This is a genomic window from Pseudomonas sp. LB3P58 (genome assembly GCF_054897895.1).
In genome coordinates this window covers 3849141-3862482 of the sequence record NZ_JBUBVE010000001.1, presented here as the reverse complement: position 1 = coordinate 3862482, position 13342 = coordinate 3849141, and the positions used below count along the sequence as shown (strand labels likewise).

16 protein-coding genes and 1 pseudogene are annotated in these 13342 nt (G+C 57.9%); 3 read left to right on the top strand and 14 right to left on the bottom strand.

The window, feature by feature from the left end; all coding sequences use genetic code 11:
- Positions 1 to 15: 15 nt before the first annotated feature.
- Together uraD and puuE are read right to left on the bottom strand one after the other, a co-directional pair.
- Complete coding sequence (gene uraD / locus ACYZTZ_RS17930; protein ID WP_415757132.1) at positions 16 to 531, bottom strand: 2-oxo-4-hydroxy-4-carboxy-5-ureidoimidazoline decarboxylase; 516 nt, start codon at positions 529 to 531, stop codon at positions 16 to 18.
- Positions 528 to 1454 (bottom strand): allantoinase PuuE, encoded by a 927-nt coding sequence (gene puuE / locus ACYZTZ_RS17925; RefSeq protein ID WP_046047506.1) that lies wholly within the window; start codon positions 1452 to 1454, stop codon positions 528 to 530. The genes uraD and puuE overlap by 4 nt, the downstream gene beginning before the upstream one ends.
- A 431-nt stretch (positions 1455 to 1885) precedes the next feature.
- Between puuE and uraH the strand changes: the two genes are divergently transcribed.
- Positions 1886 to 2239, top strand: coding sequence for a hydroxyisourate hydrolase (gene uraH, locus ACYZTZ_RS17920; RefSeq protein ID WP_008146146.1), 354 nt, complete (start codon positions 1886 to 1888; stop codon positions 2237 to 2239).
- Between the two features lie 179 nt (positions 2240 to 2418).
- Here the strand turns inward: uraH and ACYZTZ_RS17915 are convergent, their stop codons facing one another.
- From ACYZTZ_RS17915 to ACYZTZ_RS17905, 3 genes are all read right to left on the bottom strand, one after another.
- Entirely contained in the window at positions 2419 to 3045 is a 627-nt protein-coding gene (locus ACYZTZ_RS17915) for a LysE family translocator (protein WP_008146144.1), read from the bottom strand.
- A gap of 65 nt (positions 3046 to 3110) precedes the next feature.
- The gene (locus ACYZTZ_RS17910; protein WP_056740374.1) at positions 3111 to 4460 is read right to left on the bottom strand and encodes an NCS2 family permease; all 1350 of its coding nucleotides are present in this window, start codon (positions 4458 to 4460) and stop codon (positions 3111 to 3113) included.
- A 212-nt stretch (positions 4461 to 4672) separates the two neighbouring features.
- A complete protein-coding gene (locus tag ACYZTZ_RS17905) occupies positions 4673 to 5119 on the bottom strand; it encodes a MarR family winged helix-turn-helix transcriptional regulator (RefSeq protein WP_429510574.1) in 447 nt (148 codons plus the stop codon).
- Between the two features lie 81 nt (positions 5120 to 5200).
- Here ACYZTZ_RS17905 and ACYZTZ_RS17900 point away from each other — a divergent pair, with 81 nt between their 5' ends.
- Entirely contained in the window at positions 5201 to 6367 is a 1167-nt protein-coding gene (locus ACYZTZ_RS17900; RefSeq protein ID WP_461999210.1) for an aminotransferase-like domain-containing protein, read from the top strand.
- A 78-nt stretch (positions 6368 to 6445) separates the two neighbouring features.
- Here the strand turns inward: ACYZTZ_RS17900 and ACYZTZ_RS17895 are convergent, their stop codons facing one another.
- The 8 genes and pseudogenes from ACYZTZ_RS17895 to ACYZTZ_RS17860 form a co-directional block, all read right to left on the bottom strand.
- Positions 6446 to 6817, bottom strand: coding sequence for a glutathione S-transferase N-terminal domain-containing protein (locus ACYZTZ_RS17895; protein ID WP_129436949.1), 372 nt, complete (start codon positions 6815 to 6817; stop codon positions 6446 to 6448).
- A gap of 101 nt (positions 6818 to 6918) precedes the next feature.
- Complete coding sequence (gene folE, locus ACYZTZ_RS17890; RefSeq protein WP_010456659.1) at positions 6919 to 7464, bottom strand: GTP cyclohydrolase I FolE; 546 nt, start codon at positions 7462 to 7464, stop codon at positions 6919 to 6921.
- A gap of 22 nt (positions 7465 to 7486) precedes the next feature.
- A pseudogene (locus ACYZTZ_RS17885) lies at positions 7487 to 7729 on the bottom strand (site-specific integrase); the annotation flags it as partial.
- Between the two features lie 94 nt (positions 7730 to 7823).
- Positions 7824 to 8498, bottom strand: coding sequence for a polysaccharide lyase family 7 protein (locus tag ACYZTZ_RS17880; RefSeq protein ID WP_461999209.1), 675 nt, complete (start codon positions 8496 to 8498; stop codon positions 7824 to 7826).
- Between the two features lie 311 nt (positions 8499 to 8809).
- The gene (locus ACYZTZ_RS17875; RefSeq protein ID WP_461999208.1) at positions 8810 to 9544 is read right to left on the bottom strand and encodes an XRE family transcriptional regulator; all 735 of its coding nucleotides are present in this window, start codon (positions 9542 to 9544) and stop codon (positions 8810 to 8812) included.
- 69 nt (positions 9545 to 9613) lie between these two features.
- On the bottom strand, positions 9614 to 10171 hold the full coding sequence (locus tag ACYZTZ_RS17870; RefSeq protein ID WP_056740389.1) for a Smr/MutS family protein: 558 nt from the start codon (positions 10169 to 10171) through the stop codon (positions 9614 to 9616).
- Positions 10172 to 10246: 75 nt separating this feature from the next.
- Positions 10247 to 10567: a hypothetical protein gene (locus ACYZTZ_RS17865; RefSeq protein ID WP_056740391.1), complete on the bottom strand. Its 321-nt coding sequence runs from the start codon at positions 10565 to 10567 to the stop codon at positions 10247 to 10249.
- A 131-nt stretch (positions 10568 to 10698) separates the two neighbouring features.
- A complete protein-coding gene (locus ACYZTZ_RS17860) occupies positions 10699 to 11289 on the bottom strand; it encodes a cysteine hydrolase family protein (RefSeq protein ID WP_033057146.1) in 591 nt (196 codons plus the stop codon).
- A 238-nt stretch (positions 11290 to 11527) separates the two neighbouring features.
- On the opposite strand from ACYZTZ_RS17860, the gene prmB reads away from it, so the two are divergent.
- Positions 11528 to 12436 (top strand): 50S ribosomal protein L3 N(5)-glutamine methyltransferase, encoded by a 909-nt coding sequence (gene prmB / locus ACYZTZ_RS17855; RefSeq protein ID WP_461999207.1) that lies wholly within the window; start codon positions 11528 to 11530, stop codon positions 12434 to 12436.
- 106 nt (positions 12437 to 12542) lie between these two features.
- Here prmB and ACYZTZ_RS17850 read toward each other — a convergent pair whose 3' ends face one another.
- Positions 12543 to 13334 carry a hypothetical protein gene (locus tag ACYZTZ_RS17850; RefSeq protein ID WP_461999206.1) on the bottom strand — a complete coding sequence of 264 codons (792 nt, stop codon included), beginning with the start codon at positions 13332 to 13334 and terminating at the stop codon, positions 12543 to 12545.
- Positions 13335 to 13342: the final 8 nt, after the last annotated feature.

Here is a 13342-nt window from a genome sequence, read left to right as displayed (position 1 = left end):
CTCGGGCCAGGCTCGCTATAGGGTCAGTAATCGGAACAGGGCAATCTTGTTGATTTCCGCCAGCGCGCATTTGAACTCGGTGTCTTGCGGGTTGTGAATGCGCGTTTCGAACGCCGCGAGGATCTGATGCCGGTTGCTGCCTTTTACCGCCATGATGAAGGGAAACTTGAACTTGGCTTTGTAGGCGTCGTTCAGCTCGGTGAAGCGTTGAAACTCTTCGGCCGTGCATTGGTGAATACCCGCGCCAGACTGTTCTTCAGTGCTGGCTGCGGTCAGCTGGCCCTGGACGGCGGCTTTGCCGGCCAGGTCCGGGTGAGCGTTGATCAGTGCCAATTGGCCTTCGTGATCGGCACTCAACAGGATGTCGCTCATGCGCTGGTGCAGGGTTTCGATCTCGTCGATCGAAGCGTCCTGGCCCAGGTCGAAGGCCTTCTCGGCCACCCATGGCGAATGTTCGTAGATGTCGGCGAAAGCGGCGACAAACGCGTCGCGGCTCAGGGTCGATGGCTTCAGGGTTTGGAACTGACTCATTTCGAGGCCCCTTGATACGGGTGGGTTTCGTGCCAGTGGCGAGCGATGTCGACGCGACGGCTGAACCACACCTGTTCATGACTTTTAGCGTATTCGATAAAGCGCTTGAGCGAGGCCAGACGCGCCGGACGGCCAATCAGACGGCAGTGCAAGCCGATCGACAGCATCTTCGGTGCTTCGGCGCCTTCGGCATACAGCACGTCGAAGGCGTCTTTGAGGTATTCAAAGAAGTCGTCGCCCTTGTTGAAACCCTGGACCTGGGTGAAGCGCATGTCGTTGGTGTCCAGGGTGTACGGAATCACCAGGTGCGGCTTGCCGGTCGGGTTGTTCGGTTCCCAGTAGGGCAGGTCGTCGTCGTAGGTATCGCAGTCGTAGAGGAAACCGCCTTCTTCCATCACCAGTCGACGAGTGTTCGGGCCGGTGCGGCCGGTGTACCAGCCCAGTGGACGTTCGCCGGTGATTTCGGTGAGGACGCGGATCGCTTCGAGCATGTGCTCGCGTTCCTGCGCTTCGTCCATGTACTGGTAGTCGATCCAGCGATAGCCGTGGCTGCAGATCTCGTGGCCGGCATCGACCATCGCGCGGATCACGTCCGGGTGGCGCTGGGCGGCCATGGCCACGGCGAAGATGGTCAGCGGAATGTCGAATTCCTTGAACAGTTTCAGAACCCGCCAGACGCCGGCGCGGCTGCCATACTCGTAAAGGGATTCCATGCTCATGTTGCGCGCGCCTTGCAGCGGCTGCGCCGAGACCATTTCCGAAAGGAAGGCTTCAGATTCTTTATCGCCGTGCAGGATATTGCGCTCGCCGCCTTCTTCGTAATTGAGCACGAAGGACAAGGCGATGCGGGCATTGCCCGGCCAGTGTGGGTGAGGAGGGTTACTGCCGTAACCGATCAGGTCGCGTGGGTAGTCAGCGCTCACTGCAGTCTTCCTTCTTATTCGTTCGACTTGTTCAAGGTCAGATTTGTGAGGCGGCCTGCAGTGTGATGACAGGCTGGCGTCACAGCGATGGGCTGATTGTATACAACTTTATATCCACTTTGTAAGCCTGTTTTTTTGCATTTTTCAAAACTGTCATCTTCACATGTTATTGCAAGAAACCTGCCTGATTGGTCAGCTAATGGATGGAAGGTCCTTTGATCCTATGGTTCGGTGGCAGATTCGTCGGGAATCGCTGAATGACGGGTATAGCGGTAAATATGTTGTTTTTATTGTGTACAATTTTTTTGAAAAGTGTCTTAATCAGTCGCTCGCCGCAGCGTTTCGTGCTCCGAATCGGTGCGGTCTCCTTTTCAACTGACTTCGGGAGGCGCGAGGTCTGACTGCTTCATGCAGGCAGGCGCGCAGAATCAATGGGACGTTTGACAACACACGTTTTGGACGCTGCACACGGTTGCCCGGGCAGCTCGATCAAGGTCGAGTTGTACCGCGTTGAAGGTTCGCAGCTGGAATTGGTCGCCACTGCGATAACCAACAGCGATGGCCGGGTCGATGCACCGCTGCTGCAAGGCGATGACTACCGTTCAGGGGTCTATCAGGTTCAGTTTCATGCGGGCGATTATTACCGCGCCCGTGGCGTTCAGCTGCCAGAGCCCGCGTTCCTGGATGTGGTGGTGCTGCGTTTTGGCATCTCTGCGGAACAGGATCACTACCACGTGCCGTTGCTGATTTCGCCATACAGCTATTCGACCTACAGAGGAAGCTAGGACTTTCCCCCCAGAATCCTGCGCATATAGCTTCTTTGGTCTTTCGCCCGCTCACACTGCGGGCTTTTTTTCGTCTGTGAGAAATGTGTTGTTTGTGATGACGCCATCGCGAGCAGGCTCGCTCCCACAGGGGTATGCATGCCAATGTGGGAGCGAGCCTGCTCGCGATGCTTTTGCTCTTAGCGGCTCAGAAGAGACGCAGCCCCGGCCCCGCTAAACAACCCCGCACTCACCCGATTAAACCAGCTCTGACCCTTGCCACTGCGCAAATACCGCGCAGCCCCGTGTGCACCTAATCCATAAGCCAACTTGCACAGCAAATCCAGCACGGTCCAGGTCGCAATCATCACCAGCAACTGCGGCAGAAACGGTTGCTCGGCACTGAGGAACTGCGGGAGGAAAGCGGCGAAGAACAGAATGTCTTTCGGGTTGCTGGCGCCCAACATGAACGCGCGCCCGAACAGTGCGCGAAAGCGTGGAACCGGCGCAGCCTGGGGCACTTCAGCGCCGTGGGAGGGCTGACGCGATTGCTGCCAACTCTGCCAGGCCAGGTAGAACAGGTACAGCGCCCCGACGATCTTCAGGGCGCTGAACAACTGTTCCGATGCCAGCAGCAAGGCGCCCAACCCCAGCGCCGACGCACTCAGCAAGCAGATCGAGGCAATCACGCCACCCAGAAACGCCGGGTAAGAACGGCGCAAACCGTAATTCAGACTGTTGCTGATCATCAGCAAAGACAGTGGCCCCGGGATCAGGATTACCACCAGCGCAGCGCCGCTGAACAGCAGCCAGGTTTCCAGACTCATCACTTTCCTCCATTTGCACAAAAGCCTCACCCGACGGGGTGAGGCTGTTTTGAAACGTCTACGGCTTACAAGAAAATGAACTTGGCGATGAAGATCGCGCAGAGCACCCACAGACTGATGGAAATTTCCTTGTGCTTACCGGTGCAGGCCTTCAGTACCACGTAAGTGATAAAGCCCAGCGCGATGCCGTCGGCGACCGAGAAGGTCAGGGGCATCATGATCGCGGTTACGATCGCCGGAATGCTGTCGGTCGCTTCGTCCCATTCGATGTGCGCCATGCCGCCCATCATCAGCATCGCCACATAAATCAGCGCACCGGCGGTTGCGTAAGCGGGGATCATGCCAGCCAGCGGTGCGAAAAACATTGCGGCAATAAATAGCACACCTACGGTCACGGCGGTAAGACCAGTCCGACCACCAGCGGCTACACCCGCGGCACTTTCCACGTAGCTGGTGACCGGCGGAACGCCGACCATCGCCCCGAATACGCTGGACGCACTGTCGGCTTTCAGGGCGCGGGAGAGGTTTTCGATCTTGCCGTCGGCGTTCACCAGGCCGGCGCGCTGGGCGACGCCCATCAAGGTGCCGGCGGTGTCGAACATGTGCACGAAGAGGAAGGCCAGCACCACGCTGATCATGCTGACGTTGAACACGCCCGCGATGTTCATGGCCATCCAGGTCGGCGCCAGGCTCGGCGGGGCGGACATGAGGCCCTCGTAGTGCACCAGGCCCAGGCCCCAACCCGCCAGGGTGACGGTGATGATGCTGATGAGAATCGCGCCGAACACTTTGTGGTAGCTGAGTACGGCGATCATCAGGAAGCAGATGGCGGCCAGCAGCGGGCCAGGCTCGCGCAGGGAGCCGAGCTTGATCAGGGTGGCCGGGCTGTCGACCACGATGCCCGCGGTTTTCAAGCCGATCAGCCCTAAAAACAGGCCCACACCGGCGCCCATGGCAAAGCGCAAACTCACCGGTATGCTATTGAGCAGCCATTCGCGGATCCGCGAAAAGGTCAGAAACATGAACAACACACCGGAAACAAACACCGCGCCAAGGGCAGTTTCCCAGTTGTAACCCATGGTGCCGACCACGGTGTAGGTGAAGAAGGCGTTCAGGCCCATGCCCGGCGCGAGGCCGACCGGCCAGTTGGCGTACAGACCCATCAACAGACAACCCAGCGCGGCGGCGATGCAGGTGGCGACGAACGCCGCACCGTGATCGATTCCGGCGTCGGCCATGATGTTAGGGTTGACGAAGATGATGTAGGCCATGGTGATGAAGGTTGTCAGACCGGCAATCAACTCGGTCTTCACCGTGGTGCCATGCAAGCTGAGTTTGAAGATGCGCTCCAGCCAGCCATTGCGTAATGGCGGCGAGAGTTCCAGCGTCGGGGCTTCGGATTTGCGGCTTTCCACAGCGAATACTCCTCAAGAGTTTTATTGTTATTTCCAGGGCCGGACCCATGAGGGTGGCAGCGACCCTTTGAGGTACTTGCGATTTGTTGACCGCTTGGTCAGGAACTCGCACGAAGTGGATTATGCTTTTGTATACAAATAAAGCAAATAATGTTTTTGATTTTGTAGACGAAAAGTTTGTTGATCGGGATATATCGGCTATAGACGATCGGTTACTCGGTTGGCGCTTGGGTTTTTCCTAAAGCCAGATTCACCGCTAACCATCCATTCACCGCCGTCTCCCCAGCCTCGGCAAATACCCGCTCCAGCAATTTCACCTGCTCACGGCGCAATGACTGCTCGAAACGCGCGCCATCGTCAGTCAGCTCCAGCAACCGCTTACGCTTGTCGGTTTCGGACGCGACACTGTTCACCAGATGCATTTCCACCAACTGACGCAGCGGAATGTTCAGCGCCTGCTTCGTCACCCCGAGCAACGCCAGCAACTCCTTGACGCTCAGGTTCGGGTAGCGCGCGATGAAAAACACAATGCGTTGATGCACCCGGCTCAAGCCACGACGCTCGAGCATTTCGTCGGCTTTCGCAGTGAACGCCTGGTAACCGAAGAAAAACGCTTCCATCGCTTGTTGCTGAGTCGCGGGGTTTTTAAGGTCAAGCATGTTGACGTATCCGTCCGGTCTGTCGTAATTTCGGTCAATCAGTTTGACTCATTTTTCTCAGGCCTCGCTACCGGTGACCCCATGGCATTTTCCGAACGTGTCTCGCGCCTTAAAAGTTCTTTGATCCGTGAAATTCTCGCCGCCGCCCAGCGCCCGGAAGTGATGTCGTTCGCCGGCGGCTTGCCCGCCGAAGCCATGCTGCCAAAAGTCGAGTGGGCCGACATGCCGTTGTCCATGGGCCAATACGGCATGAGCGAAGGTGAGCCGGCGCTGCGTGAAGCGCTGGCAGCAGAGGCGCGAGCGCTGGGCGTACCCTGCGAGGCGAGTCAGGTGTTGGTGGTCAGTGGCTCCCAGCAAACCCTCGATCTGGCGGCCAAGCTGTACATCGACAACGGCACCGAAATTTTGCTCGAGGCGCCGACTTATCTGGCGGCGTTGCAGATTTTTCAGCTGTTCGGCGCTGACTGCATCACTGTCGCGCTGGAGGCTGATGGCCCGAACCTGGTGCAGTTGCGTACTCGTCTGGAGAAACACCGTCCGGCGTTCATCTACCTGATCCCGACTTTTCAGAATCCTTCAGCCGTGCGCTACAGCGAAGCCAAGCGCGATGCCGTGGCAGCCTTGCTCGATGAGTTCGGCGTGACCTTGATCGAAGACGAGCCTTACCGCGAGCTGACCTTCGACGGTGGCAGCGCCACACCGATTGTCAGCCGCTTGAAAAAGGCCAGCTGGATCTACACCGGCACCGTGTCGAAAACCCTGTTGCCCGGATTGCGAGTCGGTTATCTGATCGCCAGTCCGGATCTCTTTCCGCACTTGCTGAAACTCAAGCAATCGGCCGACCTGCACACCAATCGCGTGGGCCAGTGGCAAGCGCTGCAGTGGATCGGCACCGACAAATTCCAGCATCACTTGAGCGAGCTGCGGGACTTCTACCGGGTTCGTCGGGACGCGTTCCAGTCAGCCCTGGAAACGCATTTTGCTGATTTGGCGGACTGGAACGTGCCGCAGGGCGGGCTGTTTTTCTGGCTGACACTCAAGCAGCCGCTGGACACGCGTACGTTGCTCAAGGCCGCACTGGCAGCGGATGTGGCGTTCATGCCGGGCGAGCCGTTCTTCCCTGAACCGGACAGCAATCCGGGGCATTTGCGCCTGAACTTCAGCCACATCGACCCGGCACGGCTGGACGAAGGGCTCAAGCGGCTGGCAGCGGTGCTGTGTCAGGCCCTGGCGGCGCAAGCGGCTTGAGGCTGCTGGTGCGAAGGGTGCAAAAACAAATAAACCGGCCAATGGGCCGGTTTATTTTTATCCGAAATCTGTACGGCTTCAGGCTGCCGCGAAACGCTTGTCCAGATAATCGATGATCACCTTGGACTCATACATCCAGGTCGTCTGGCCATTCTCTTCGATGCGCAGGCACGGCACCTTGATCTTGCCGCCCTGTTCCAGCAGGGCCTGACGATCCTGTTCATTGTTCTTCGCGTCGCGCAGCGCCACTGGCACGTTCAAGCGGCGCAGGGTGCGGCGGGTTTTCACGCAGAACGGGCAGGCGTGGAACTGATACAGGGTCAGGTCCTTGGCGGCCGTCTCGACCTGAGCCTGAGCGGCGGCAGGGCGCTGCTTTTTGCCTGGGCGGGTAATGAAGTCGATGAAGATGATCAGTTGGCCAAGGCCGACACGAAGCGCTTTAACGAACACGGTATAAGCCTCACAGGGGCAAACAGAAGGCGCGCAGCTTACCTGATTTTTCACCGGCGAAAAAAAACCGGCGATGAATGCCGGTTTTCTTCTGCTGCGAATTACTTGATCAGGCTGAGAAACTCGCTGCGGGTGGCCGCGTTTTCGCGGAACTCACCCAGCATCACCGACGTGATCATCGACGAATTCTGTTTCTCCACACCGCGCATCATCATGCACATGTGCTTGGCCTCGATCACCACCGCAACGCCCAGGGCGCCGGTGACTTGCTGGACCGCATCGGCGATCTGGCGGCTGAGATTTTCCTGGATCTGCAGGCGGCGGGCGTACATATCGACGATCCGCGCGACTTTCGACAGGCCCAATACCTTGCCGCTCGGGATGTAGGCGACGTGAGCCTTGCCGATAAACGGCAGCAGGTGGTGTTCGCACAACGAGTAGAGCTCGATGTCCTTTACCAGCACCATTTCGCTGTTGTCGGAGCTGAACAAGGCACCGTTGGTGACCTCTTCCAGTGTTTGTTCATAACCGCGGCAGAGGTACTGCATGGCTTTGGCGGCACGTTTTGGCGTGTCGAGCAGGCCCTCGCGGGAGACGTCCTCGCCCAATTGGCCGAGAATCGCGGTGTAGTTCTGTTCCAGTGTCACAGAGGCTGATTCCATACGGGTTTCAGAGGGGTACTGTTTCTGTCTGTACCAATTGTGTACCAATCAAGCTCTTTTCAATCTTCCCGGGCTCACCCCAGTCGGTGCTGGCGTTGATCCATCGGGTGCAGGTCGATAGCAATATCTGAACGCTATGACCGAGCTGAGTGGCAATAATCGCAGGGTTCATCCCCGACATGAGGCACATGGTAGCGTATGTGTGCCGGCAGTTGTATTGCCGGCGGGCGCGAATCCCCAAATCGGTCATTTCGGGTTTGCGCATCCCGCTGCACCCTGTCGCCAAGGTGCAGCAGTGATGCTTCCCTGAAGCCTGTATTGCTCATCAGGCCGAGCAGGTCGTATCAGGCGTGAGTGATCGACAGATCGCTGATGATGCAGACAGAACCGTCTAGCGGATCGGTAGTGTCGGAGTAATCGATCTGGTTGTACACGCCACCGTGGAAGGCGAGTGTTTTCGTGTCCCAGGTGTTGTCGAGGCGCATGATCGCGGAAGTGGATTTAACGCCGTTACAGCTAGCCGATACAGAGACGGCGCCACTCGAATTGGCGTGAATGTTGATTTTGAAAAGTGCACCGAGCGGCACGTTCTCCAAAATCGTCGAGTTGACCGGATCGTCCTGGAGGTAACTGGTTCGGAACCCCATGGTGATTTTTCCTTTGTTCCAGAACACCTTTACCGGAGGTCGCTCTGAATCCTTCACATGGATCTGGCCGATCACGACTTTCTGCAGCGAGTTGACTTTCGTCACTCGCATTTCCTGGCGGTTCCAGTGGTCCGCTGCGCTGGAGAACAGCCAGTAACCTGGCTCCTTCCACTCGCAACGGGTTCGTAGCGTGCTCTTGCTCGAGGCTCCAAGTGTCGGCGCCGTCATCTGCAGCGAGCCATCGTCAAGCATTGAGATGACGTCGGGGCATTCGAGAAGTGCGCGCCAGCCGATGAGCTCAAGCGCAATCGGGTTGGTGTCGGAGATTGGAAGCGGGGTAGCGATGGTGAAGTTGCTGATGTCTACAGTCATGGTTTTTGCCTCAGTCCATTGATGTCGCTTTTTGCTCTGGTGAGCCTTGCGTTTGATGCAGGCCTACATCCCACTGCCCACTCAGTGAATGGGCAGAAGTGATGCCTGGCAGCTTCCGATCGATTTCCCGTTGGCTCGGATACAAATATGGGTGTTCCCATATTTTGTGTCAATGGGTATTCCCATATTTTATTCCGTGCCTATATTCAAGGTACAAAAAAGCCCGCGCTTGGCGGGCTTCTCTTGGATGGGCGTTGATTTACTGTATTGCACGTTATTGCACTAAATGCCCCGAATCACCGCAACTCAGTTCACCGCGAATACATCGCCCACCAAAAGACATGACCCAGGATCGCAAGCTGCTGCTCCTGGATCTCGGCGAACGTGTAGTCCTCGTCCGGATGCTCGTCACGGTTGAAGCTGCGGAGGCGGATGCCACTGGGCAGTCGGTAGACCTGTTTCACGCGGAGCTGGCCGTTGTGGTTGATCGCGTACATGTCGCCGTCGACGATGTCGCCCAGCGAGTTCTTTCCGACGTTCATGCCAACCGTCGCGCCGTCGCGCAGTACCGGGAGCATGCTGTTTCCGCTCACCACCACGCATTTGGCGTTGTTGAACTGCACGTTGTTGTGACGTAGGTCTTTCTTGAAGAAACGCAGCCGGGCGCTGTCGTTTTCCGCGATCACGAAACGGCCTGAGCCGGCCGCCAGCTCAACTTCACGCAGGAAGGGGACATAAACCTCGTCGTCATCCAGGGGCGTGCTGTCGTCCCAAGGCTGGATGTCTGACATTGAAACGCTTGGAGGGATGCGATTCAACGGAGCAGCATCGGACACCCCTTTAAGCATGTCACCGACACCTTCAGCCAGCCACATCGGTGAAACGCCACACGCTGAAGCGATCTGGGCAGCAAAGGCTGTTGCCTTCGATTTCCCGCGCTCGAGGTCGGAGATTGAGGTTTGCGTCAGGCCTGCGCGTTCGGCAAGCTCGGTCTGATTGAGCTTGGCGTGTTGGCGGGCTGCTTTGAGTCGTTCTTTAAATTCCATCTGCGAAGTATTACGGGAGCTCCCATATCATTGCAAATCGTTATCCCGATAATTTGCCAGGCGACCGCTTTACTCGTCGCGACCTTCCATCATGGTTCGTTTGAGCATCACATAAACCGCCCCGGCGCCGCCGTGTTTCGCTTGGCACGAGGTGAAGCCGAGCACTTGTGAATGTTGGCGTAGCCAGGTGTTGACGTGGCTTTTGATCATCGGTCGCTTGCCGTCCAGACGCACGGCCTTGCCGTGGGTGACGCGCACGCAACGGATTTCGAATTTGGTCGCTTCGGCCAGAAACGCCCAGAGGGTTTCCCGAGCCTTTTCCACGTTCATGCCATGGAGGTCGAGGCTGCCTTCGAACGGAATCTGTCCGATCTTGAGCTTGCGCATCTGGCTTTCCTGAACACCGTCACGCGCCCACATCAGCTCGTCTTCCGGGCCAACATCGATAACGAACTGATCGGACAGCCCGTCAACGGTGGTGGCATCGGTGCGTACGGTGGCGGCTTGTCGCAACTTGGCGATTTGCGCGCGGTCAGCCTTGGGTTTGCCGGTTTCGGCGCGATCGTGTTTGATCGGCTTGACGCCTTGGATCGCGCTTTTGAACAGGGAAAAATCGTCGTCTTGCATGTCAGCCTCCGCGAAGGGCGGCCAGTTTACCCAACTCGAGGCGAATGGGGCGCGAGAAAACGCGCAGCACTCGGCTCAGTCGTGCTTTTTCATCAAATGCGGGGAGATGTTCAGTTCTTGCGACTGCCGCGAGCGGCGACGGCAGCGGCGCCACAGCCACACGCCGAGGTACAGCACGAACAGGCCAATCGCCAGAATCACTGCCGAACCGACCCGGTTGGTATTCAACTCGCCCAGGGCGGGCGCGTGGCCAAGCAGGCTGGCTATGCCTGCCATCGCCAGCAACACACCGCTCATCGACAGCAAGGCAGCAAATGCCGCGCCGATTCGAAAACGCCAGTTGCGTTGGCCTTTGGGCCGCAAGCGGCGAGCGTCAAAACCATCGGATAACTTCATTCCGACCTTCCTCAATGGGTATCGGCCCTTCGACCGGGAGTTGACCGGGATGTTCCTGAGGCTAAGACAATTACAGCAAATGATAGGTTTTTGCGGATGAGCGGCGGCATGGACCGCTCATCGAGCGTCGATCAGATCAGTTCGTGAGTCAGCGCGAGGGTGGCGAAGTTGTCCGCCATGATCGCCATTTCAGTCTGCTGAACGTGGTCTGCGCTCAATACGCCGCCCTTGTAAGGCAGGTCGCGAGTCGCGCAGGCGTCTTCCACCAGCGTGCAACGAAAGCCCAGGTTCTTCGCGGCGCGCACCGTGGTGCTGACGCTGGAGTGGCTCATGAAACCGCACACGATCAGGTCCAGCGAGCCGAGATTCTGCAGGCGTTCCAGCAGTTCGGTGCCGTGGAACGCACTCGGTAGCAATTTACCGATGATGGTTTCGTCGCCCTGTGGTTCCAGGCCCGGGATGAACTCGCCGCGCTCACCTTGTGGATCGAACAGCCCACCGACGGTGCCGAGGTGGCGGACATGGACGATCGGCCGGCCGGCTGCACGGGCAGCGGCCACCAGTTGCTTGATGTTCGCGACGGCAGCATCCATGCCGATCAGGGCCAACGGGCCGCTGAGGTATTCTTTCTGGGCATCGATGATGACAAGGGTCGCATGGCTCAGAACGGCTGCGGCATAACCGCGGCCGCTGAGTTGAAACATCGTTTTTGGAACGGACATTCTGGGGCTCCTTCGAGTGGGGCTTTTGCGACATTGTCCTCTGGCTGAGCGCTTCTGTGAATCGCTACCATCGTAGGCGCCGTCTTTTCTGGCTCGCAGCCTTGTCAATAGGCCCGTTTTGTTCAATAGCCGGCCGAAAAAATAGAATAGTCCTACATTTGCGCCGGTAGTTTTCCCGCGTCGTCGAGACGCGTTTTGGCTGTTAGAATCGCCAGTCGTTTTTTTTGGAGTTTGCCCCGTGATCACTTCCCGACTTCGTACCCTGCGTGACCATATCCGTTGGGCCGTCAGCCGCTTCCATGGGGAGGATCTGTTTTTCGGCCATGGGACCGACAACGCCTGGGACGAAGCGCGTCAGTTGGTGTTGGGTGCCTTGCACTTGCCGTGGGAAATCGCCGACAGCTACCTCGACTGCAATCTTGAAGAAGACGAACTGGTCAAGCTGCAACGCATGCTCAAGCGCCGTATCGAAGAACGCATTCCTACCGCCTACCTGTTGGGTGAAGCGTGGTTTTGCGGCATGTCGTTCATTGTCGATGAGCGCGTATTGATCCCGCGTTCGCCGATTGGCGAACTGATCGAAAAACGTTTCGAACCGTGGCTGGGTACCGCACCTGCGCGGATTCTCGACCTGTGCACCGGCTCCGGTTGTATCGGTATCGCCTGTGCCTACGAGTTCCAGAACGCCGAAGTGGTGTTGGCCGATCTGTCGTTCGAAGCACTGGAAGTGGCCAACCAGAACATCGAGCGCCATGGCGTCGATGAGCGGGTGTACACGGTTCAGGGCGATGGTTTCGATGGTTTGCCGGGGCAGCGTTTCGACCTGATCGTGTCGAACCCGCCTTACGTTGATGCGGAAGATTTCGCCGACATGCCGGATGAATACCAGCACGAACCGGAGCTGGGCCTGGCCTGCGGTGATGATGGTTTGAACCTGGTGCGTCGCATGCTCGCCGAAGCGGCGGATCACCTGACCGAGAAGGGCTTGCTGATTGTCGAAGTGGGCAACAGCCAGGTTCACGTTGAGGCGCTGTACCCGGAAGTCGACTTCGCCTGGCTTGATTTCGAGCGCGGTGGGCATGGCGTGTTCATGTTGACGGCGGAACAGTGCCGCAACCATCAGGTGCTGTTCGCTTCTCGCGTCTGACCCTTAAAAGCAAAAGATCGCAGCCTCGTTGCACTCGACAGCTCCTACAGGGAATGTGTAAGTCCTGTAGGAGCTGTCGAGTGCAACGAGGCTGCGATCTTTTGATCTACCGGTGCGTGGCAATCCAGATCAACAACCCCGCCTGAAACACCGCAAACGCCACCAGACAGGTAATGGTAAAACGCAGCCCGGCGTCTTCGCGCTTGTACTTGCTGACTTTTTCTTCGTGTTTCTTGAGTTTGACTTCCTGCTCGGCGAGATTTTGCTCGGCTTGCTGGAGCATCTGCGCCGCCTCAAGAATTTCCACGACCTGCAGTTTTTCCGTACTCCAGTCACCCAACAGGTCGCCGACCCGTACCTCTTTGACGCTGCCTTTCAAATGCTGGGCGTCGGCGTAGATCACGTCGAAACCATGCATCCGCAAAAAGTGATCGCGGCGCAGGCGAGTGTCTTCGTTCAGCGCATCCTTGTTGTTCAGGTCGGTGCCATCGACGGTGTAGCCGGGCCATCTCTTTTTCGCCCAGGTAATGCCCTGAGCGGCCATGTAGCGACCGATGCCACGGTTCATCGGTTCGATCTGCAAACCGCTGTCAGGCCCGAAATGCACGCGCTTGGTGGCGTGATCGACCCACACGTCCAGATGATTCTGTTCCTTGCGCACGCGCTGGCCGGGCAGCGAAATGCCCATGCGCATCAGGCTGTGTTCCTTGTTGTTGCGCTCGGCGTAACCGAATTCAACAAAGCGCAGCGGCCGTCCACCGGTGTTACGGTCGGTTTGCAATGGCGCCAGACGGAGCATCTTGTGGTGCTCGGCGTGGACGTCCGCCCACGGCAGCTCGACCACTGGTGGTGCGTCTTTTTCAGCAGTGGTGTCGGGTGAAGTCTGGGTATCAGTCATAACGGCGA